The following is a 20,024-nucleotide window of genomic DNA, read 5'->3' as shown; positions in this document are numbered from 1 at the left end:
CCTGTCTCAAAATAAGAGGTATTCCGCCACCGGACCAAGCGCCAGGGCAGGAATAAAGGTCAATGCGCCAACCAGCAAAATGGTGCCAATCAGCAGGCCGATGAACAGCGCGCCGTACGTCGGCAGCGTACCGGTGCTGGCGGGCTGAATTTTCTTCGCCACCAGCGACCCGGCAATCGCCATTACCGGCACGATCACCCCAAAGCGACCAAAGAACATGCAGAATGCCAGCAGACAGTTCCAGAACGGGGTGTTAGCGCTCAAGCCTGCAAAGGCGCTGCCGTTGTTATTGGCGGCGGAGGAGACGGCATACAGCACTTCGCTGAAACCGTGGATCCCCGGGTTGAACATGCCGCTGCGCCCGGCATCGGTCATCATCGCCAGCGCCGTACCGATCAGCACCAGAGCAGGAGTGACAAGGATGGCCAGCGCGGTCATTTTCATTTCCCGCACGTCGATTTTTTTGCCGAGGTATTCCGGCGTGCGGCCAATCATCAGCCCGGCAATAAATACCGCCAGCAGGACAAACAGCAGCATGCCGTATAACCCGGCACCCACGCCGCCAAACACCACTTCGCCAATCTGCATTAACCACATCGGGATCATGCCGCCCAGCGCGGTAAAGGAGTCATGCATGGCGTTGACCGCACCGCAGGATGCCGCCGTGGTGACGACCGCATAGAGACTGCTGACCAGAATGCCGAAGCGGCTCTCTTTACCTTCCATATTGATGGCGCTGTCGCCGCCAAGCGTCAGGAAGTGTGGGTTACCTTGCAGTTCCGCCCACATCACGAGTGCGGCACACACCACGAAGATCAGCGACATCGCCCATAGCAGGGCGTGGCCCTGGCGACGATCGCCGACCGCATCGCCAAACGCAAAGCACAGCGCCGCCGGGATCAGGAAGATCGCCAGCATCTGTACGACGTTGGTCAGGGCCGTGGGGTTCTCAAACGGATGGGCGGAGTTGGCATTAAAGAAGCCACCGCCGTTGGTACCGAGCATTTTGATCGCTTCTTGCGAGGCGACCGGGCCCATCGGCAACAGATGCTGCACGCCTTCCAGCGAGGTGTAGGGCTGGTAGGCTAAAACGTTTTGCAACGTACCTTGTTGAATAAAAAACAGCGCGATGATCAGCGACAACGGCAGCAGTACCCACAACGTAATGCGTGTGATATCCACCCAGGCGTTGCCCAGCGTTTCCATACTGCGCCGTGAAAAGGCGCGGATCAGCGCAAACGCAACGGCAATACCGGTTGCGGCAGAGAGGAAGTTTTGCACCGTCAACCCGACCATCTGGCTGAAATAACTCAGGGTGCTTTCACCGGCATAGGATTGCCAGTTGGTGTTAGAGACAAAACTGACCGCGGTATTGAGCGCCAGATGCCAGGAGAGTCCCGGCAGGTTTTGCGGGTTCAACGGCAGGATGCCTTGCAGCATCAGCAGCAGAAACAGCAATACCAGCCCAAAGATGTTCAGCAGCAATATGGCGAGCAAATAACGCCGCCAGCTCATTTCCCGGGTATCGATCCCGAGTCCACGCCAGAGGATATTTTCCACCACCGCAACGCCGGGTAACGACTGACCGGCGATCATTTTCGCCAGCAGCGTTCCCAGCGGGCGCGCGAGAAGAAACAGCACCAGCAAAAAGCTGGCGATCAGAAGAAACGCCTGGCCTGCCATCAGAAAGCCTCCGCGTTAATCAGGGCGTAAACCAGATAGCCCAATAACAGGAAAACCAGCACGATGCCGATTACCACGCCTGCACTCACAATTCACCTCCGGGGTGATTTAAGGATGTGCAGAAAAAGTAGATTTTTTGGCGCAAAGATTTCGCAAAAATCGGCGGGAGGGGTGTAAAAAAAATATAAAGATTTTCTAAGCCACAATTTAACTGGTGGTTAGTATTAATTTAACCATTTTGTAACTTAGTTACCGGATGAATGTAAATAAAGCGATTATTGGCAAAAAAAAGTGGTCGGATGAGTAGTAAAATTACCAACAACCCGGTACTATTTTAACCAGATTCCAGCGCAGCCCTGATTTTTCGTTATTGGCTTTCAGCGGCGGTGAATATTTTTCCGGTGAGCGTTACCGGCCTGACAAAGGGGAGAGATTATGAACACATTCAAAGAATTTCCGGCACATATTGTGTTAATGCGTCGCGCTTTCGCCATTGTGGCAGGCGTACTGGCATTACCGGTGATGGTGTTCTGGAAAGATCGCGCACGTTTTTACAGCTATCTGCACCGCGTCTGGGCAAAAACCAGCGACAAACCGGTATGGATGGCGCAGGCCGAAAAAGCGACCTGCGATTTCTACTGATCGGTAATACACAGCAACGACATCATCGATTACACACAGCAAACCGATCGCGCCACCGCTAATGCGGTGGTTTTTTTATTCCGCTTTCGGCGACGCAACCGCGGCTTGCGCCGGTGACACTCCTCAAACACAATAGAACAACATTTCCCGACGTGTATCTGGCCGGGCAACGCTGTTTTGACCCCCAGGCCAGAGGCGCTGCGCTTACATTACGGACACCTGGAGCATTATGACCACCCATCTGGTCTGGTTTCGCGCGGATTTACGCGTACATGATAACCTTGCGCTTGCGGCCGCCTGCCGCAACCCTCAAGCCGCTGTTAAAGCCCTTTTTATCGCCACCCCCGGACAGTGGCGGCAGCATCATATGGCGCCGCGCCAGGCGGCATACCTCAATGCACATCTGAACGCGCTTCGTCAGGCGCTGGCAGACAAGGGCATTGAACTGATTTATCGCGAAGTGGATGATTTTGCTGCCAGCGTGCAGGAAGTTGTTGCGGTTTGCGCCAGCGAAAATGTCACGCATCTGTTTTACAACTACCAGTATGAATTCAATGAACGTCAGCGGGATGCGGCCGTCGAAAAGGCGCTGCCAGATATTGCCTGCCAGGGCTTTGATGACAGCGTCATGCTGGCGCCAGGTAGCGTAGTAACCGGTAATCACGAAATGTACAAGGTGTTTACGCCGTTCAAAAATGCCTTTCTGCGCCGCCTGAAAGAGGATTTACCTGCCTGCGTCGCTGCGCCATCGGTACGGCAAAGCGGGGCGATCGGCGCGGAACCGATCCTCTTCAACTACCCGCAACAGGATTTTGACAGCACGCTGTTCCCGGCGGATGAGAAGAGCGCGATAGCCCGGCTGCGCCATTTTTGCCAGCACCTGGCGGGGGAGTATGAGCAGCAGCGCGACTTTCCCGCGATTGAAGGCACCAGCCGGTTGTCCGCCTGCCTTGCAATGGGTGCGCTGTCGCCGCGCCAGTGTCTGCACCGTTTGCTGGCGGAACACCCGCAGGCGCTGGAGGGGGGCAAGGGCGCGGTCTGGCTGAACGAATTGATCTGGCGCGAATTTTATCGTCACCTGATCACTTTCCACCCGTCGCTCTGCCAGTACCGTCCCTTTATTCGCTGGACTGACAGAGTGCAGTGGCAGGATAACCCGCAGCGCCTGCAAGCCTGGCAGGAGGGGGAAACCGGTTATCCGATTGTTGATGCGGCGATGCGCCAGTTGAATGCCACCGGTTGGATGCATAATCGCTTGCGGATGATTGTCGCCAGTTTCCTCGTCAAAGACTTGCTTATCGACTGGCGTCGCGGAGAGCGTTATTTTATTTCACAGTTGATTGATGGCGATCTGGCGGCGAACAACGGCGGCTGGCAATGGGCTGCCTCAACGGGTACGGATGCGGCACCCTATTTTCGTATCTTTAACCCGACCACCCAGGGCGAGCGTTTTGATGCCGCCGGGAAATTTATTCGCCAGTGGCTACCGGAGTTGAAAGCGGTGCCGGATAGCGCCCTGCATCAGCCCTGGGCGTGGGCGGATAAACAGGGCCGCCGCCTTGATTACCCCCGTCCGATTGTTGACCATAAACAGGCGCGTACCGTGACTCTGGCGGCCTATGAAGCCGCGCGAAAAGCGTAAAGGAGCTTTGATGCAAAATACCGAACTGGAAAAACTGATTAACGAGAAGCTTAACAGTGCGGCTTTCAGCGACTATGGCCCGAACGGGCTACAGGTCGAAGGACGGGAAACCGTACAGAAAATTATTACCGGCGTGACTGCCAGCCAGGCGTTACTGGATGAGGCTGTCCGACAGGAAGCGGATGCCGTGATCGTCCACCACGGTTACTTCTGGAAAAATGAACCCCCCATTATTCGCGGCATGAAGCGTCAACGTCTGAAAACCCTGTTGGCCAATGACATCAACCTCTATGGCTGGCACTTGCCGCTCGATGCGCATCCGGAACTGGGTAATAACGTGCAACTGGCAGAACTGCTCGGGATCACGGTGATGGGGGAGATCGAACAACTTGTGCCGTGGGGTGAATTGTCGATGCCGGTGCCGGGGCTTGAACTGGCGTCGTGGATCGAAGCGCGCCTTGGGCGCAAACCACTATGGTGCGGCGACACCGGGCCGGAGAAAATCACTCGCGTTGCCTGGTGTACCGGTGGCGGGCAGGGCTTCATTGATAAAGCGGCCAGTTTTGGCGTGGATGCCTTTATTACCGGCGAAGTGTCAGAGCAAACCATTCACTCCGCGCGTGAGCAGGGGCTGCATTTCTACGCGGCAGGCCACCATGCCACTGAACGCGGCGGTATTCGCGCACTGAGCAACTGGTTGACGGAAAATACCTCTCTCGATGTGACGTTTATTGATATCCCTAACCCGGCGTAAGGAGAGGGCAGGTGCAGCGAGCACGTTGTTATTTGTTAGGTGAAACCGCGGTGGTGCTGGAACTGGAACCGCCCGTTACACTGGCCACGCAAAAGCGGATTTGGCGGCTGACGCAGCGTCTGGCTGACATGCCTGATGTGGTGGAAGCCATTCCGGGAATGAATAACATTACGGTGGTATTGCGCGATCCCGACGTGCTGGCGCTGGATGCCCTTGAACGTTTACAGCGCTGGTGGGAAGAGAGTGACGCGCTGGAGCCAGCGTCTCGCGCGGTTGAGATCCCGGTGTTGTACGGCGGCGAGGCCGGGCCGGATCTCGACGCGGTAGCGCGACACTGTGCGATGACGCCAAAGCAGGTAGTCGAACTGCACGCCTCGATTGATTATGTGGTGTGGTTTTTAGGTTTTCAGCCCGGATTCCCATATCTTGGCGGCATGCCGGAAGCACTGGCGACGCCGCGTCGCGCCAATCCTCGTGTGCGAGTGCCGGCCGGTTCTGTGGGGATTGGCGGCGCGCAAACCGGCATTTACCCGCTGGAAACGCCCGGCGGCTGGAACCTGATTGGGCGCACTGATCTGGCACTATTCAATCCGCACTTACCGGAGCCGACATTGTTACGTCCTGGCGATCGGCTCCGCTTTATTCCCCTTAAGGACGGCGTATGTTGAAGGTTATTCGTTCCGGGATTTACACCACGTTGCAGGGCGGCAAACGCACCGGGTTCCGCCAGGCGGGTATCAGCTATTGTGGGGCGCTGGATGAACCGGCGTTGCAGATAGCCAATGCGCTGGTGGGGAATTCGCCGGATGACGCCGCGCTGGAAATCACCCTCGGGCAGTGTGAAGTCGAATTCCGGCGCGATAGCTGGTTTGCACTGACTGGTGCGGGATGCGAGGCAACGTTAGACGGTAAGGCGGTGTGGACCGGTTGGCGTTATGCGGTGAAGCGCGGGCAGCATCTGGTGCTGAAAAGACCGTTGCACGGTGTGCGCAGTTATCTGGCGGTGGCTGGTGGGTTCGCCGTTCCCGACGTCATGGGCTCGCGCAGTACCGATCTGAAAACCACCATCGGCGGGCTGGAAGGGCGGCTGCTGCGTGATGGGGATACGTTGCCGATTGGCAAACCCCCCCGGGATTTTGCGGGTTCGCGTGGTGTGAAACAGCTTTTGTGGCACAACCGTATCCGTGCACTGCCTGGGCCGGAGTATCAGGAGTTTGATAAAGCCTCGCAAGAGGCGTTCTGGCGTTTGCCGTGGCAACTGAGTCCACAGAGTAACCGCATGGGGTATCGTTTGCAGGGACAACCGCTGGTGCGCACCACCGAGCGTGAACTGTTGTCGCATGGTTTGCTGCCCGGTGTGGTGCAGGTGCCAGCCAATGGTCAGCCTATCGTGTTGATGAATGATGCGCAGACCACCGGCGGCTACCCGCGCATTGCCTGCATTATCGACGCAGATATGTACCATCTGGCGCAAATCGCCCTTGGGCAGCCGGTACATTTCGTTCAGTGTTCGCTGGATGAAGCGCTGGCTGCACGTCGTGAGCAACATCGTTATCTTGAGCAACTGGCATGGCGGCTGAATCATGAAGATTGATCTGAATGCCGACCTCGGGGAAGGCTGTGCGAATGATGCTGCGCTGTTACAACTGGTTTCTTCCGCCAACATTGCCTGCGGTTTCCACGCCGGGGATGCGCAGACGATGCTGACTTGCGTGCGTGAAGCCGTACGTAATGGTGTCGCGGTGGGGGCTCACCCTTCGTTCCCGGACCGGGCGAACTTCGGTCGTACGGCGATGCAGCTCCCGCCGGAAGTGGTTTATGGGCAGATCCTGTACCAGACGGGGGCGCTGGCGGCGATGGTACGCGTCTGCGGGGCACAGCTTCACCATGTTAAACCCCACGGTATGCTGTATAACCAGGCGGCGGACGATGCCGTACTGGCAGATGCCATTGCCCGTGCGGTGTATGATCTTGACCCGGCGTTGGTGCTGGTGGGGCTGGCGGGAAGCGAGCTGATCCGCGCCGGGGAGCGCTACCACCTCGTCACGCGGCAGGAAGTGTTTGCCGACCGGGGGTATCGCCGCGATGGGCGTTTGGTGCCGCGTGGTGAGCCAGGCGCATTGATTGATGATGACGACCAGGCGCTGGCACAAACCCTGGACATGGTGCTGGACGGTCGCGTGAAAAGCGTCAGTGGCGAGTATGCCCGCGTGCAGGCGCAAACCGTCTGTCTGCATGGCGATGGCGAACACGCATTGCAGTTTGCCCGCCGTTTACAGGCTGAATTCGCGCGGCGTGGCGTCGCCATTTCTGCCCATTAATTCAAGGAGTTTTTATGCCGGAAGGACCGGAGATCCGCCGGGCGGCAGACACGCTTGAAGCCGCCATCCAGGGCAAACCGTTAACCTATGCGTGGTTTGCGCTCCCTGCGCTGCAAACCCGTGCCGCCGGGCTGGTGGGGCAGCGTATCGAACGGATTGAAACGCGTGGCAAAGCGCTGTTGACACATTTTTCCGGTGGACTGACGCTGTACAGCCATAACCAGCTGTATGGTGTCTGGCGCGTGGCGGCGGCGGGAGAAATACCGCAAACGAATCGCGTGCTGCGAGTACGGTTAGAAACGGCGGATCGCGCCATTCTGCTGTACAGCGCATCGGATATCGCCTTACTGACGCCGGAGCAACTGGCGCAGCATCCGTTTTTACTGCGTGTCGGTCCGGATGTGCTCGACATGGCGCTTACCGCAGAGCAGGTGAAAGCGCGTCTTTTGTCGGCGCGTTTTCGCCGTCGCCAGTTTTCCGGTTTGCTGCTCGATCAGGCTTTTCTGGCGGGGCTGGGCAATTACCTGCGGGTGGAGATCCTCTGGGAGTGCGGTTTGGCACCGCAGCATAACGCTGCGCAACTGACCGATGAACAGGTGGATCTTCTGTCGCATACTCTGCTGGCTATTCCGCGCCTGTCATACCACACGCGCGGCGTGGTGGATGAAAATCGTCATCACGGCGCGTTATTCAGCTTTAAGGTGTTTCACCGGGCGGGCGAGCTGTGCGAGCGTTGTGGTGGGGTCATTGAAAAAACGACCTTGTCGTCACGGCCGTTTTACTGGTGTCCGGGATGCCAGCGTTAATTGCAATAAAAAACGCGCCAGTTGGCGCGTTTTTTTATGCGGGATCCCATCACCCTTTTTTCAGATCTGAGGTGAACTCGCGTTTTTCGTAACCGGTATAGAGCTGACGCGGACGGGCAATTTTGATGCCGTCATCATGCATTTCATTCCAGTGTGCAATCCAGCCTACGGTACGCGCCATCGCGAAGATCACGGTAAACATCGACGCCGGGATACCCATCGCTTTCAGGATGATACCGGAGTAGAAGTCAACGTTCGGATAGAGTTTGCGTTCGATAAAGTACGGATCGTTGAGCGCAATATGCTCAAGCTCCATCGCCACTTCCAGCAGATCGTCTTTGGTACCCAGTTCACGCAGCACTTCATGGCAGGTTTCACGCATTACGGTGGCGCGCGGGTCATAGTTTTTATAAACGCGATGACCGAAGCCCATCAGACGGAACGAGTCGTTCTTGTCTTTGGCGCGACGCAGGAATTCCGGAATGTGTTTCACGGAGCTGATCTCTTCCAGCATCCGCAGCGCGGCTTCGTTGGCGCCGCCGTGCGCAGGCCCCCACAGAGACGCAATGCCCGCAGCGATACAAGCGAACGGGTTAGCGCCGGAAGAACCCGCCGTACGGACGGTGGAGGTCGAGGCGTTTTGTTCGTGATCCGCATGCAGGATCAGGATACGGTCCATCGCGCGCTCAAGCACCGGGTTCACTTCATAAGGTTCACACGGCGTGGCGAACATCATATGCAGGAAGTTACCAGCGTAGGAGAGGTCATTGCGCGGATAGATAAAGGGCTGGCCGATGGAATATTTGTAACACATCGCCGCCACGGTAGGCATTTTGGACAGCAGACGGAACGCCGCAATTTCACGGTGGCGCGGATTGTTCACATCCAGCGAGTCATGATAGAACGCCGCCAGCGCGCCGGTCACACCACAGAGTACTGCCATCGGATGGGAGTCGCGGCGGAAGCCGTGGAACAGACGGGTAATCTGTTCATGAATCATGGTGTGGCGGGTGACGGTCAGTTTAAATTCGTCGAACTGCGATTGCGTCGGTTTTTCACCGTACAACAGGATGTAGCTAACTTCGAGATAGTTAGATTCGGTAGCCAGTTGATCAATCGGGAAACCACGGTGCAGCAGGATGCCTTCATCACCATCGATAAAGGTGATTTTCGATTCGCATGATGCGGTAGAGGTAAAACCAGGGTCAAAAGTGAACACACCTTTTGAACCAAGACTACGGATATCAATAACATCCTGACCGAGCGTGCCTTTTAGCACATCCAGTTCAATAGCAGCGTCACCATTGTAGGTGATGTTTGCTTTTTTATCAGCCATTTACGGTCTCCTTAGCGCCTTATTGCTTAAGACTACTTCGTCACCGGATCTGCATTCATCTGCGCGTCAACGTTACCCGTTTGTTATTAGCTCGCTGCTCTGCGAAAGAGGAGATACCAGGGTACAGAGCGATGGGCGCGTGCAAGTACACATTGAAAATACAGCGAAACAACAGCAAATCAGTGTCTTAGCAATCCGAATTTATCAAACCTGTATACCACTAATAACTGTCCTGATTACTTCGGTCAATACCGTCACACTGTTACATAACTAAATCTCAGGTGAAAGATAGACCCCATAACTTTTACGAATTATAAGCCCTTTATGGCGTAGTTTGTAACAAGAATGTTTAACTTTTGTCAAATCAGATGATTAAAATTTAAAAAAATGTTGTTATCGTGATGAGCGTCACTGTTCTGCATAAAACCCAACAAACTATATGTAGGTTAATTGTAATGATTTTGTGAACGACCTATACTGCCGCCAGGTCTCCGGAATACCCTGCAATCCCGAGCCACCCAGCGTTGTAACCTGTCGTTTAGCATCTGGAAGCTAATTTTTTGCATGACGAGCAGTTATAGAAAAGGACGCTGTCTGACCCGCACGCAGACCGGAGGAAGGAAACTATAAGAATAGCATGTGGGCGTTATTCATGATAAAAAATGTGAAAAAACAAAGACCTGTCAATCTGGATCTGGCAACAATTCGGTTTCCTGTTACGGCTATAGCTTCCATTCTCCATCGCGTATCTGGCGTCATTACCTTTGTGGCGGTCGGTATTCTGCTGTGGTTGCTGGGCTTGTCGCTCTCATCTCAAGAAGGTTTTCTGACCGCCTCTGCCATCATGGGCAGCTTCTTTGTGAAATTCATTATCTGGGGCATCCTGACTGCGCTGGCTTATCACGCCGTCGGCGGTATTCGTCACATGTTAATGGACTTTGGCTGGCTGGAAGAAACCTTCGAAGCAGGAAAACGTTCCGCAAACCTTTCTTTTGTGATCACTGTCGTGCTTTCAATTCTCGCAGGAGTCCTCGTATGGTAAGCAACGCCTCCGCATTAGGACGCAACGGCGTACATGATTTTATTCTTGTCCGTGCTACCGCCATCGTCCTGACGTTATACATCATCTACATGGTCGGCTTTTTTGCCGTTACCGGCGATCTGACATGGGAAGTCTGGACCGGGTTTTTCTCCTCCGCCTTCACCAAAGTTTTCACCCTGCTGGCACTGTTATCGATTTTGATCCATGCCTGGATTGGCATGTGGCAGGTGTTGACCGACTACGTTAAACCGCTGGCTATTCGCCTGGTGCTGCAACTGGCGATTGTCGTTGCACTTGCGGCTTACGTGATTTATGGATTCGTTGTGGTGTGGGGTGTGTAATGAAACTGCCAGTCAGAGAATTTGATGCTGTTGTTATTGGCGCAGGTGGCGCAGGTATGCGTGCTGCGCTGCAAATTTCCCAGAGCGGGCAAACCTGTGCGCTGCTCTCTAAAGTCTTTCCAACCCGTTCCCACACCGTCTCCGCGCAGGGAGGTATTACCGTTGCGCTGGGCAATACCCATGAAGATAACTGGGAATGGCACATGTATGACACGGTAAAAGGTTCCGACTATATCGGGGACCAGGATGCCATTGAATATATGTGTAAAACCGGCCCGGAAGCGATTCTTGAGCTGGAGCATATGGGGTTGCCATTCTCCCGTCTTGAAGATGGCCGTATTTATCAGCGCCCGTTTGGCGGCCAGTCGAAAAATTTCGGCGGCGAACAAGCGGCACGCACAGCTGCTGCTGCGGACCGTACCGGGCACGCGCTGCTGCATACCCTTTATCAGCAAAACCTCAAAAACCACACGACGATTTTTTCCGAGTGGTATGCGCTGGATCTGGTGAAAAACCAGGATGGTGCCGTGGTCGGCTGTACCGCGCTGTGTATCGAAACCGGTGAAGTGGTTTACTTCAAAGCTCGCGCGACAGTGCTGGCGACCGGTGGCGCAGGCCGTATTTACCAGTCCACCACCAATGCGCATATCAACACCGGCGACGGTGTGGGTATGGCGCTGCGCGCAGGCGTCCCGGTGCAGGACATGGAGATGTGGCAGTTCCACCCAACCGGTATCGCGGGCGCTGGTGTGCTGGTGACAGAAGGGTGCCGTGGTGAAGGCGGCTACCTGCTGAATAAACATGGCGAGCGTTTTATGGAACGCTATGCACCGAACGCGAAAGACCTTGCTGGTCGTGATGTGGTCGCACGTTCGATCATGATTGAAATCCGCGAAGGCCGTGGTTGCGATGGCCCGTGGGGACCGCACGCCAAGCTGAAACTCGATCACCTGGGTAAAGAGGTGCTGGAATCGCGTCTGCCGGGGATCCTGGAGCTGTCGCGTACGTTCGCCCATGTGGATCCGGTGAAAGAGCCGATCCCGGTGATCCCGACTTGCCACTATATGATGGGCGGTATTCCGACCAAAGTGACCGGCCAGGCGTTGACGGTGAATGAAAAAGGCGAAGACGTGGTAATCCCGGGGCTGTTCGCGGTGGGTGAGATCGCCTGCGTATCGGTACACGGCGCTAACCGTCTGGGTGGCAACTCACTGCTTGACCTGGTGGTATTTGGTCGTGCGGCGGGTCTGCATTTGCAAGAATCCATCGCCGAGCAGGGCACATTGCGTGATGCGGGCGAATCTGATGTTGAGGCTTCTCTGGAACGCCTTAACCGCTGGAACAACAACCGTGATGGTGAAGATCCGGTCACGATTCGCAAAGCGTTGCAGGAGTGCATGCAGCACAACTTCTCGGTCTTCCGTGAAGGCGATGCGATGGCGAAAGGGCTGGAGCAGTTGAAAGTGATCCGCGAGCGTTTGAAAAATGCCCGTCTGGACGATACCTCCACCGAGTTTAATACCCAGCGCGTAGAGTGCCTGGAGCTGGATAACCTGATGGAAACCGCGTATGCAACGGCGGTCTCTGCAAACTTCCGTACTGAGAGCCGTGGCGCACATAGCCGCTTCGACTATCCGGATCGTGACGATGAAAACTGGCTGTGTCATTCCCTGTATCTGCCAGAAACGGAGTCTATGACGCGTCGTAGCGTCAATATGGAACCGAAACTGCGTCCGGCGTTCCCGCCGAAGATTCGTACTTATTAATGCGGAGACAGGATAATGAAACTCGAATTTTCAATTTATCGTTATAACCCGGACGTTGATGATGCTCCGCGCATGCAGGATTACACCCTGGAAGGTGAAGAAGGGCGTGACATGATGCTGCTGGATGCATTAATGCAGCTGAAAGAAAAGGATCCTACACTGTCGTTCCGCCGCTCCTGTCGTGAAGGGGTATGCGGTTCCGATGGTCTGAACATGAACGGCAAAAACGGCCTGGCATGTATCACGCCCATTTCCGCGTTGGGTAACGGCAAGCAGAAGATCGTCATTCGCCCGCTGCCGGGGCTGCCGGTGATCCGTGATTTGGTGGTGGACATGGGGCAATTCTATGCCCAATATGAGAAGATTAAGCCTTACTTATTGAATAATGGGCAAAATCCTCCGGCGAGGGAACATCTGCAGGCGCCGGAGCAGCGTGAAAAACTCGATGGTTTGTATGAGTGTATCCTGTGTGCATGCTGTTCTACGTCTTGTCCGTCGTTCTGGTGGAACCCTGATAAGTTTATCGGCCCGGCAGGCTTGCTGGCTGCCTATCGTTTCCTTATCGATAGCCGCGATACCGAAACCGATAGCCGTCTGGAAGGGTTGAGCGATGCTTTCAGCGTATTCCGCTGCCACAGCATCATGAACTGCGTCAGTGTATGTCCTAAAGGGCTGAACCCGACGCGCGCCATCGGCCATATTAAGTCGATGTTGTTGCAACGCAGCGCATAAGTGAACGGTGCCGGATGGCGTTTACGCTTATCCGGCCTACGCTATTTGTAGGCCTGGTAAGCGCAGCGTCATCTGGCGACAGAGTAAGAAGCAGGAAATCTTTAAAAACCGCCACAGTAGACATAATCGAGATGTTTGGTGCGAGACAAGGCGGCAACTGAGCGCATCCCTGGGAGCATAGTCAACTATGTGACCAGGGTAAGCAAAGGCAGCCAACGCAGTCGCAGCCCAAACAGCGAAGATTAGGGCAGTTTTTAAAGGTTCCTTCGCGGGCCACCTAAGAGCCCGCAGTGAACCCTGGGACGTGCGCTAAGAAGTGTACGTCGTAGTTATCCACGGCGAAGTAAGCATAACAATGCTTAAGGGATCACGATGCAGAACGGCGCAATGAAAGCCTGGCTGGACTCTTCTTACCTCTCTGGGTCTAACCAGAGCTGGATAGAACAGCTCTATGAAGACTTCTTAACCGACCCTGACTCGGTAGATGCTAACTGGCGTTCCATGTTCCAGCAATTACCAGGCACCGGAGTCAAACCGGATCAATTCCATTCCAAAACACGTGATTATTTCCGTCAACTGGCGAAGGATGCCTCACGTTACTCTTCCTCTATTTCCGACCCTGACACCAATGCTAAGCAGGTCAAAGTCCTGCAACTGATCAACGCATACCGCTTCCGTGGTCACCAACACGCCAATCTTGATCCGCTGGGATTGTGGCAACAAGAGCGTGTTGCCGATCTCGACCCGGCGTATCACGATCTGACCGAAGCCGATTTCCAAAACACCTTTAATGTCGGTTCGTTTGCCATCGGCAAAGACACGATGCCACTGGGCGAGCTGATCCAGGCGCTGAAAGCGACCTATTGTGGTTCTATCGGCGCGGAATATATGCACATCACCAGCACCGAAGAGAAACGCTGGATCCAGCAGCGTATTGAATCGGCTGCCGGTAAATCCAGTTTCAGTGCGGAAGAGAAAAAACGTTTCTTAAGCGAACTTACCGCAGCGGAAGGGCTGGAACGCTATCTGGGCGCAAAATTCCCGGGGGCGAAGCGTTTCTCGCTGGAAGGCGGCGATGCGCTGGTGCCGATGCTGAAAGAGATGATCCGCCATGCAGGCAATAGCGGTACGCGCGAAGTGGTGCTGGGTATGGCGCACCGTGGCCGTCTGAACGTGCTGATCAACGTACTGGGTAAGCAACCGCAGGATCTGTTCGACGAATTTGCCGGTAAACATAAAGAACACCTCGGTACGGGCGACGTGAAATACCATATGGGCTTCTCGTCTGACGTGGAAACGGAAGGCGGCCTGGTTCACCTGGCGCTGGCGTTTAACCCGTCTCATCTGGAGATTGTTAGCCCGGTGGTGATTGGCTCCGTACGCGCGCGTCTCGACCGCCTTGATGAACCGAGCAGCAATAAAGTACTGCCGATCACCATTCACGGTGATGCCGCCGTTGCGGGGCAGGGCGTGGTGCAGGAAACCCTGAACATGTCGAAAGCGCGTGGCTACGAAGTGGGCGGCACCGTGCGTATCGTGATCAACAACCAGGTGGGTTTCACCACATCGAACCCGCTGGATGCGCGCTCCACACCGTACTGCACGGATATCGGTAAAATGGTACAGGCGCCGATCTTCCACGTTAACGCGGACGATCCGGAGGCCGTTGCGTTCGTTACCCGCGTGGCGCTCGACTTCCGTAATACCTTCAAGCGCGATGTGTTTATCGATCTGGTGTGCTATCGCCGTCATGGCCATAACGAAGCCGATGAGCCGAGTGCAACGCAGCCGTTGATGTACCAGAAAATCAAAAAACACCCGACGCCGCGTAAGCTCTACGCTGACCGTCTGGAGCAGGAAAAAACCATCACTCTCGAAGACGCGACCGAGCTGGTTAACCTCTATCGTGACAAGCTGGATGCCGGCGAGTGCGTGGTGGATGAGTGGCGTCCGATGAATATGCACTCCTTTACCTGGTCGCCGTATCTCAACCACGAGTGGGATGAGAGCTACCCGAACAAGGTAGACATGAAGCGTTTACAGGAGCTGGCAAAACGCATCAGCACGGTACCGGATGCGATCGAAATGCAGCCGCGCGTGGCAAAAATTTACAACGATCGTCAGTTGATGGCGAGCGGTGAAAAACTGTTCGACTGGGGCGGTGCGGAGATGCTGGCTTACGCTACGCTCGTGGATGAAGGCATTCCTATCCGTATTTCGGGTGAAGACTCCGGTCGTGGCACCTTCTTCCACCGTCATGCGGTCGTGCATAACCAGGCTAATGGTTCAACCTATACGCCGCTGTGCCACGTTCATAATGGACAAGGTCAGTTCCGCGTCTGGGATTCCGTGTTGTCTGAAGAAGCCGTACTGGCATTTGAATACGGCTACGCTACTGCGGAACCGCGTACTCTGACTATTTGGGAAGCGCAGTTTGGCGATTTCGCTAACGGTGCGCAGGTGGTGATTGACCAGTTCATCAGCTCCGGCGAACAGAAATGGGGCCGTATGTGTGGCCTGGTGATGTTACTGCCGCACGGTTACGAAGGGCAGGGGCCTGAGCACTCCTCCGCACGTCTGGAGCGTTATTTGCAGCTTTGCGCTGAGCAGAACATGCAGGTGTGCGTCCCGTCAACGCCAGCGCAGGTCTACCATATGCTGCGTCGTCAGGCGCTGCGCGGTATGCGCCGTCCGCTGGTGGTCATGTCGCCAAAATCGCTGCTGCGTCATCCGCAAGCGGTGTCTACGCTTGATGAACTGGCGAACGGCACCTTTATGCCAGCGATTGGTGAAGTTGACGATCTTGATCCGCAGGGCGTGAAGCGCGTTATCCTTTGTTCTGGTAAGGTTTATTATGATCTGCTGGAACAGCGTCGTAAAAATGACCAGAAGGATGTCGCGATTGTCCGTATCGAACAGCTTTACCCGTTCCCGCACCAGTCGGTGCAGGAAGCGCTGAAACCTTATGCTCACGTTCATGATTTTGTCTGGTGCCAGGAAGAGCCGCTCAACCAGGGCGCATGGTACTGCAGCCAGCATCATTTCCGTGAAGTGATTCCGTTTGGGGCGGCTCTGCGCTACGCAGGACGCCCGGCCTCCGCCTCTCCGGCGGTGGGATATCTGTCCGTTCACCAGAAACAGCAACAAGCTCTGGTAAATGACGCGCTGAACGTCGATTAAATAAAGGATAAATAATGAGTAGCGTAGATATTCTTGTTCCCGACCTGCCTGAGTCCGTTGCTGATGCGACTGTTGCAACCTGGCACAAAAAACCGGGCGATAGCGTCCAACGCGATGAAGTACTGGTAGAAATCGAGACTGACAAAGTGGTACTGGAAGTACCGGCGTCGGCGGACGGCATCCTGGATGCGGTACTGGAAGATGAGGGAACTACGGTTACCTCGCGTCAGATCCTGGGTCGCCTGCGTGAAGGCAACAGCTCTGGCAAAGAGAGCAGCGCCAAATCGGAAGCCAAAGAGTCTACCCCCGCGCAGCGCCAGCAGGCATCGCTGGAAGAGCAAACTAATGATGCATTGAGCCCGGCCATTCGTCGTCTGCTGGCTGAACACAACCTTGAAGCCAGTGCGATCACCGGCTCCGGCGTGGGCGGTCGTATCACTCGTGAAGATGTGGAAAAACATCTGGCGAAAGCCCCGGCGAAGAAAGAAGAGAGTAAACCGGCTGCTGCTCCGGTCAGCGCTCCGGCACCGCAACTGGCTGGCCGCACCGAAAAACGCGTGCCGATGACCCGTCTGCGTAAACGCGTGGCTGAGCGTCTGCTGGAAGCGAAAAACTCCACCGCGATGCTGACCACCTTTAACGAAGTCAACATGAAACCCATCATGGATCTGCGTAAGCAGTACGGTGACGCGTTCGAGAAACGTCACGGTATCCGTCTGGGCTTTATGTCGTTCTACGTGAAAGCCGTGGTTGAAGCGCTGAAACGCTACCCGGAAGTGAACGCATCCATTGATGGCGATGATGTTGTGTATCACAACTATTTCGACGTCAGTATGGCGGTCTCTACGCCGCGTGGCCTGGTAACGCCGGTGCTGCGTGATGTGGATACGCTGGGTATGGCGGACATCGAGAAGAAAATCAAAGAGCTGGCGGTGAAAGGCCGCGATGGCAAACTGACCGTTGAGGACCTGACTGGCGGTAACTTCACCATTACCAACGGCGGTGTGTTTGGCTCCCTGATGTCTACGCCGATTATCAACCCGCCGCAGAGCGCAATCCTCGGCATGCATGCCATCAAAGATCGCCCGATGGCGGTGGATGGCAAGGTTGAAATCCTGCCAATGATGTACCTGGCGCTCTCTTACGATCACCGCCTGATTGATGGCCGCGAATCCGTTGGCTTCCTGGTGGCGATTAAAGAGTTGCTGGAAGATCCAACGCGTCTGCTGCTGGACGTGTAGTGTCCTTTGCCCGGTGACATGTTCACCGGGTTTATAACGAACACCTGCTTTGTAAGCCGTCATCCGGCGTGACAAATTAAATGAAGGATGGATAGAACACATGAACTTACACGAGTATCAGGCGAAACAGCTTTTTGCCCGGTCAGGCCTGCCGACTCCGGTTGGTTACGCCTGCAATACCCCGCGTGAAGCAGAAGAAGCGGCCTCCAAAATCGGCGCTGGCCCCTGGGTTGTAAAATGCCAGGTCCATGCGGGTGGCCGTGGTAAAGCGGGCGGCGTAAAAGTCGTCAACAGCAAAGAAGATATTCGCGCATTTGCGGAAAACTGGCTGGGTAAACGCCTGGTAACCTACCAAACAGACGCGAATGGCCAGCCGGTCAACCAGATTCTGGTGGAAGCGGCGACCGATATCGGTAAAGAGCTGTATCTGGGTGCGGTTGTTGACCGTAGCTCCCGTCGTGTGGTGTTCATGGCTTCAACAGAAGGTGGCGTGGAAATCGAGAAAGTGGCGGAAGAGACCCCGCACCTGATCCACAAAACGACGATTGATCCGCTGACCGGTCCGATGCCGTATCAGGGCCGTGAGCTGGCGTTCAAACTGGGTCTGGAAGGCAAACAGGTTCAGCAGTTCACCAAAATTTTCATGGGCCTGGCGACCATTTTCCTTGAGCGCGACCTGGCGTTGATTGAAATCAACCCGTTGGTTATCACCAAACAGGGTGACCTGATTTGCCTCGATGGCAAACTGGGTGCTGATGGCAACGCACTGTTCCGCCAGCCGGAACTGCGCGAAATGCGCGACCAGTCGCAGGAAGACCCGCGTGAAGCACAGGCGGCGCACTGGGAACTGAACTACGTCGCGCTGGATGGCAACATCGGCTGCATGGTTAACGGCGCGGGCCTGGCCATGGGCACCATGGACATCGTTAAACTGCACGGCGGCGAACCGGCAAACTTCCTCGACGTGGGTGGCGGTGCGACGAAAGAACGCGTTACCGAAGCGTTTAAAATCATCCTCTCTGATGAGAACGTAAAAGCGGTGCTGGTGAACATTTTCGGCGGCATTGTGCGTTGCGACCTGATTGCCGACGGTATTATCGGTGCGGTTGAAGAGGTTGGCGTAAATGTGCCTGTCGTTGTGCGTCTGGAAGGCAACAACGCTGAGCTGGGCGCAAAACGTCTGGCGGACAGTGGTCTGAATATTATTGCAGCGAAAAGTCTGACGGATGCAGCACAGCAGGTTGTTGCCGCAGTGGAGGGGAAATAATGTCTGTTTTGATTGATAAGAACACCAAAGTGATCTGCCAGGGTTTCACCGGCAGCCAGGGAACTTTCCACTCCGAGCAGGCCATCGCTTATGGTACGCAGATGGTTGGCGGTGTAACGCCGGGTAAAGGCGGCACCACGCATCTGGGGTTACCCGTATTTAACACCGTGCGCGAAGCCGTTGAAGCCACCGGCGCAACCGCGAGTGTGATTTACGTTCCGGCGCCATTCTGTAAAGACTCGATCCTCGAAGCTATCGATGCGGGCATCAAACTGATCATCACCATTACTGAAGGCATCCCGACGCTGGATATGCTGACGGTGAAAGTGAAACTGGATGAAGCTGGCGTACGTATGATTGGGCCGAACTGCCCGGGTGTGATCACCCCAGGCGAGTGCAAAATCGGCATTATGCCAGGCCACATTCACCAGCCGGGGAAAGTGGGCATTGTTTCCCGCTCCGGTACGCTGACCTATGAAGCGGTAAAACAGACCACAGATTACGGCTTCGGCCAGTCTACCTGTGTCGGCATCGGCGGTGACCCGATCCCGGGCTCCAACTTTATCGATATCCTGAAACTCTTCCAGGACGATCCGCAGACGGAAGCCATCGTTATGATCGGTGAAATCGGTGGTAGTGCGGAAGAAGAAGCGGCTGCGTATATCAAAGATCACGTGACCAAACCGGTTGTTGGCTACATTGCGGGTGTCACCGCGCCGAAAGGCAAGCGTATGGGCCACGCAGGGGCGATCATCGCAGGGGGGAAAGGCACGGCAGATGAGAAATTTGCTGCGCTGGAAGCCGCAGGCGTGAAAACCGTTCGCAGCCTGGCGGACATCGGCGAAGCGCTGAAATCGGTTATTAAGTAAAATCTATAGCTCCCTTTAGGGAGCAGAAAATCCATTTCGACATGGTTGGCCGCTCCCGTAGCGGCCTTTTTTTGCATGATAATGACAGTGTGCTTTTTCAAATAATCACTTCGTGGTGTTAAGCATGTTAATTAAATAAGTGAAATAATTGTGAAATCAGCACAAAGGTGAATAAGTGGAAGGTTCATTATTCCATGAAATAACACCTGAGACGTTTCATTATCCCTTTCTGACAAACGTTAAATTACCTCGCCAATATTTATCTTTATTCGCCTATTGATAACCATTAATGACGTTAAAATGAACATGTCATTAACATGATTTTTACGGTGCAGACACGATATATACAAAATTAACAGAGCGAGATAATATTGATTTAAATCAATATTTAAAAGCTTGGAA

General features: G+C 54.9%; 18 protein-coding genes and 2 pseudogenes. 16 read left to right on the top strand and 4 right to left on the bottom strand.

The window, feature by feature from the left end; translation table 11 throughout:
• Positions 1 to 6: 6 nt before the first annotated feature.
• Positions 7 to 1,683 (bottom strand): potassium-transporting ATPase subunit KdpA, encoded by a 1,677-nt coding sequence (gene kdpA / locus GA0061071_RS09295; protein WP_088237108.1) that lies wholly within the window; start codon positions 1,681 to 1,683, stop codon positions 7 to 9.
• Positions 1,683 to 1,772, bottom strand: a complete 90-nt coding sequence (gene kdpF, locus GA0061071_RS09290) for a K(+)-transporting ATPase subunit F (protein ID WP_020457044.1) — start codon at positions 1,770 to 1,772, stop codon at positions 1,683 to 1,685. Before kdpF ends, kdpA begins: the two co-directional genes overlap by 1 nt.
• A 346-nt stretch (positions 1,773 to 2,118) precedes the next feature.
• On the opposite strand from kdpF, the gene GA0061071_RS09285 reads away from it, so the two are divergent.
• The 8 genes and pseudogenes from GA0061071_RS09285 (at position 2,119) to nei (ending at position 7,848) form a co-directional block, all read left to right on the top strand.
• Positions 2,119 to 2,325: a YbfA family protein gene (locus GA0061071_RS09285; RefSeq protein ID WP_061494480.1), complete on the top strand. Its 207-nt coding sequence runs from the start codon at positions 2,119 to 2,121 to the stop codon at positions 2,323 to 2,325.
• Positions 2,326 to 2,417: 92 nt separating this feature from the next.
• Positions 2,418 to 2,601: pseudogene (locus tag GA0061071_RS23590) on the top strand (hypothetical protein); the annotation flags it as partial.
• Complete coding sequence (gene phrB / locus GA0061071_RS09275; protein WP_088237109.1) at positions 2,555 to 3,967, top strand: deoxyribodipyrimidine photo-lyase; 1,413 nt, start codon at positions 2,555 to 2,557, stop codon at positions 3,965 to 3,967. The pseudogene GA0061071_RS23590 and the gene phrB, both read left to right, overlap by 47 nt.
• Before the next feature lie 10 nt (positions 3,968 to 3,977).
• On the top strand, positions 3,978 to 4,721 hold the full coding sequence (locus tag GA0061071_RS09270) for a type 2 GTP cyclohydrolase I (RefSeq protein ID WP_061494482.1): 744 nt from the start codon (positions 3,978 to 3,980) through the stop codon (positions 4,719 to 4,721).
• An 11-nt stretch (positions 4,722 to 4,732) separates the two neighbouring features.
• Complete coding sequence (pxpB, locus tag GA0061071_RS09265; RefSeq protein ID WP_061494483.1) at positions 4,733 to 5,389, top strand: 5-oxoprolinase subunit PxpB; 657 nt, start codon at positions 4,733 to 4,735, stop codon at positions 5,387 to 5,389.
• Positions 5,383 to 6,315 (top strand): 5-oxoprolinase subunit PxpC, encoded by a 933-nt coding sequence (gene pxpC / locus GA0061071_RS09260; protein ID WP_088237110.1) that lies wholly within the window; start codon positions 5,383 to 5,385, stop codon positions 6,313 to 6,315. The genes pxpB and pxpC overlap by 7 nt, the downstream gene beginning before the upstream one ends.
• On the top strand, positions 6,305 to 7,042 hold the full coding sequence (pxpA, locus tag GA0061071_RS09255) for a 5-oxoprolinase subunit PxpA (RefSeq protein WP_088237111.1): 738 nt from the start codon (positions 6,305 to 6,307) through the stop codon (positions 7,040 to 7,042). The genes pxpC and pxpA overlap by 11 nt, the downstream gene beginning before the upstream one ends.
• A gap of 14 nt (positions 7,043 to 7,056) precedes the next feature.
• Positions 7,057 to 7,848, top strand: coding sequence for an endonuclease VIII (nei, locus tag GA0061071_RS09250; protein WP_088237112.1), 792 nt, complete (start codon positions 7,057 to 7,059; stop codon positions 7,846 to 7,848).
• A gap of 49 nt (positions 7,849 to 7,897) precedes the next feature.
• Here nei and GA0061071_RS09245 read toward each other — a convergent pair whose 3' ends face one another.
• Positions 7,898 to 9,184, bottom strand: coding sequence for a citrate synthase (locus GA0061071_RS09245; protein WP_061494487.1), 1,287 nt, complete (start codon positions 9,182 to 9,184; stop codon positions 7,898 to 7,900).
• 204 nt (positions 9,185 to 9,388) lie between these two features.
• Positions 9,389 to 9,451 (bottom strand): annotated as a pseudogene (locus tag GA0061071_RS23755) (hypothetical protein); the annotation flags it as partial.
• A 370-nt stretch (positions 9,452 to 9,821) separates the two neighbouring features.
• Here GA0061071_RS23755 and sdhC point away from each other — a divergent pair.
• From sdhC to sucD, 8 genes are all read left to right on the top strand, one after another.
• Entirely contained in the window at positions 9,822 to 10,226 is a 405-nt protein-coding gene (sdhC, locus tag GA0061071_RS09235; RefSeq protein ID WP_167352638.1) for a succinate dehydrogenase cytochrome b556 subunit, read from the top strand.
• Positions 10,220 to 10,567, top strand: a complete 348-nt coding sequence (gene sdhD, locus GA0061071_RS09230) for a succinate dehydrogenase membrane anchor subunit (RefSeq protein ID WP_061494489.1) — start codon at positions 10,220 to 10,222, stop codon at positions 10,565 to 10,567. The genes sdhC and sdhD overlap by 7 nt, the downstream gene beginning before the upstream one ends.
• Complete coding sequence (gene sdhA / locus GA0061071_RS09225; protein ID WP_061494490.1) at positions 10,567 to 12,333, top strand: succinate dehydrogenase flavoprotein subunit; 1,767 nt, start codon at positions 10,567 to 10,569, stop codon at positions 12,331 to 12,333. Before sdhD ends, sdhA begins: the two co-directional genes overlap by 1 nt.
• Before the next feature lie 15 nt (positions 12,334 to 12,348).
• Positions 12,349 to 13,065, top strand: a complete 717-nt coding sequence (gene sdhB, locus GA0061071_RS09220; protein WP_061494491.1) for a succinate dehydrogenase iron-sulfur subunit SdhB — start codon at positions 12,349 to 12,351, stop codon at positions 13,063 to 13,065.
• Positions 13,066 to 13,437: 372 nt separating this feature from the next.
• Positions 13,438 to 16,245, top strand: a complete 2,808-nt coding sequence (sucA, locus tag GA0061071_RS09215; protein ID WP_061494492.1) for a 2-oxoglutarate dehydrogenase E1 component — start codon at positions 13,438 to 13,440, stop codon at positions 16,243 to 16,245.
• Between the two features lie 14 nt (positions 16,246 to 16,259).
• Positions 16,260 to 17,486 (top strand): 2-oxoglutarate dehydrogenase complex dihydrolipoyllysine-residue succinyltransferase, encoded by a 1,227-nt coding sequence (odhB, locus tag GA0061071_RS09210; RefSeq protein ID WP_061494493.1) that lies wholly within the window; start codon positions 16,260 to 16,262, stop codon positions 17,484 to 17,486.
• Positions 17,487 to 17,586: 100 nt separating this feature from the next.
• Positions 17,587 to 18,753, top strand: coding sequence for an ADP-forming succinate--CoA ligase subunit beta (gene sucC / locus GA0061071_RS09205; RefSeq protein WP_061494494.1), 1,167 nt, complete (start codon positions 17,587 to 17,589; stop codon positions 18,751 to 18,753).
• Positions 18,753 to 19,622, top strand: a complete 870-nt coding sequence (gene sucD, locus GA0061071_RS09200; RefSeq protein WP_061494495.1) for a succinate--CoA ligase subunit alpha — start codon at positions 18,753 to 18,755, stop codon at positions 19,620 to 19,622. The genes sucC and sucD overlap by 1 nt, the downstream gene beginning before the upstream one ends.
• The last annotated feature ends 402 nt before the right edge of the window (positions 19,623 to 20,024 follow it).

The sequence above is a fragment of the Kosakonia oryzendophytica genome (assembly GCF_900094925.1).
GTDB classification, from domain to species: Bacteria; Pseudomonadota; Gammaproteobacteria; order Enterobacterales; family Enterobacteriaceae; genus Kosakonia; species Kosakonia oryzendophytica.
This window is presented reverse-complemented; position numbering and strand designations above follow the sequence as displayed.

Excerpts from the sequence above, each read along its gene's own strand:
- kdpA (WP_088237108.1), bottom strand. The coding sequence starts at position 1,683 with ATGGCAGGCCAGGCGTTTCTTCTGATCGCCAGCTTTTTGCTGGTGCTG.
- GA0061071_RS09285 (WP_061494480.1), top strand. The coding sequence starts at position 2,119 with ATGAACACATTCAAAGAATTTCCGGCACATATTGTGTTAATGCGTCGC.
- phrB (WP_088237109.1), top strand. The coding sequence starts at position 2,555 with ATGACCACCCATCTGGTCTGGTTTCGCGCGGATTTACGCGTACATGAT.
- GA0061071_RS09270 (WP_061494482.1), top strand. The coding sequence starts at position 3,978 with ATGCAAAATACCGAACTGGAAAAACTGATTAACGAGAAGCTTAACAGT.
- pxpC (WP_088237110.1), top strand. The coding sequence starts at position 5,383 with ATGTTGAAGGTTATTCGTTCCGGGATTTACACCACGTTGCAGGGCGGC.
- pxpA (WP_088237111.1), top strand. The coding sequence starts at position 6,305 with ATGAAGATTGATCTGAATGCCGACCTCGGGGAAGGCTGTGCGAATGAT.
- nei (WP_088237112.1), top strand. The coding sequence starts at position 7,057 with ATGCCGGAAGGACCGGAGATCCGCCGGGCGGCAGACACGCTTGAAGCC.
- GA0061071_RS09245 (WP_061494487.1), bottom strand. The coding sequence starts at position 9,184 with ATGGCTGATAAAAAAGCAAACATCACCTACAATGGTGACGCTGCTATT.
- sdhC (WP_167352638.1), top strand. The coding sequence starts at position 9,822 with ATGTGGGCGTTATTCATGATAAAAAATGTGAAAAAACAAAGACCTGTC.
- sdhD (WP_061494489.1), top strand. The coding sequence starts at position 10,220 with ATGGTAAGCAACGCCTCCGCATTAGGACGCAACGGCGTACATGATTTT.
- sdhA (WP_061494490.1), top strand. The coding sequence starts at position 10,567 with ATGAAACTGCCAGTCAGAGAATTTGATGCTGTTGTTATTGGCGCAGGT.
- sdhB (WP_061494491.1), top strand. The coding sequence starts at position 12,349 with ATGAAACTCGAATTTTCAATTTATCGTTATAACCCGGACGTTGATGAT.
- sucA (WP_061494492.1), top strand. The coding sequence starts at position 13,438 with ATGCAGAACGGCGCAATGAAAGCCTGGCTGGACTCTTCTTACCTCTCT.
- odhB (WP_061494493.1), top strand. The coding sequence starts at position 16,260 with ATGAGTAGCGTAGATATTCTTGTTCCCGACCTGCCTGAGTCCGTTGCT.
- sucC (WP_061494494.1), top strand. The coding sequence starts at position 17,587 with ATGAACTTACACGAGTATCAGGCGAAACAGCTTTTTGCCCGGTCAGGC.
- sucD (WP_061494495.1), top strand. The coding sequence starts at position 18,753 with ATGTCTGTTTTGATTGATAAGAACACCAAAGTGATCTGCCAGGGTTTC.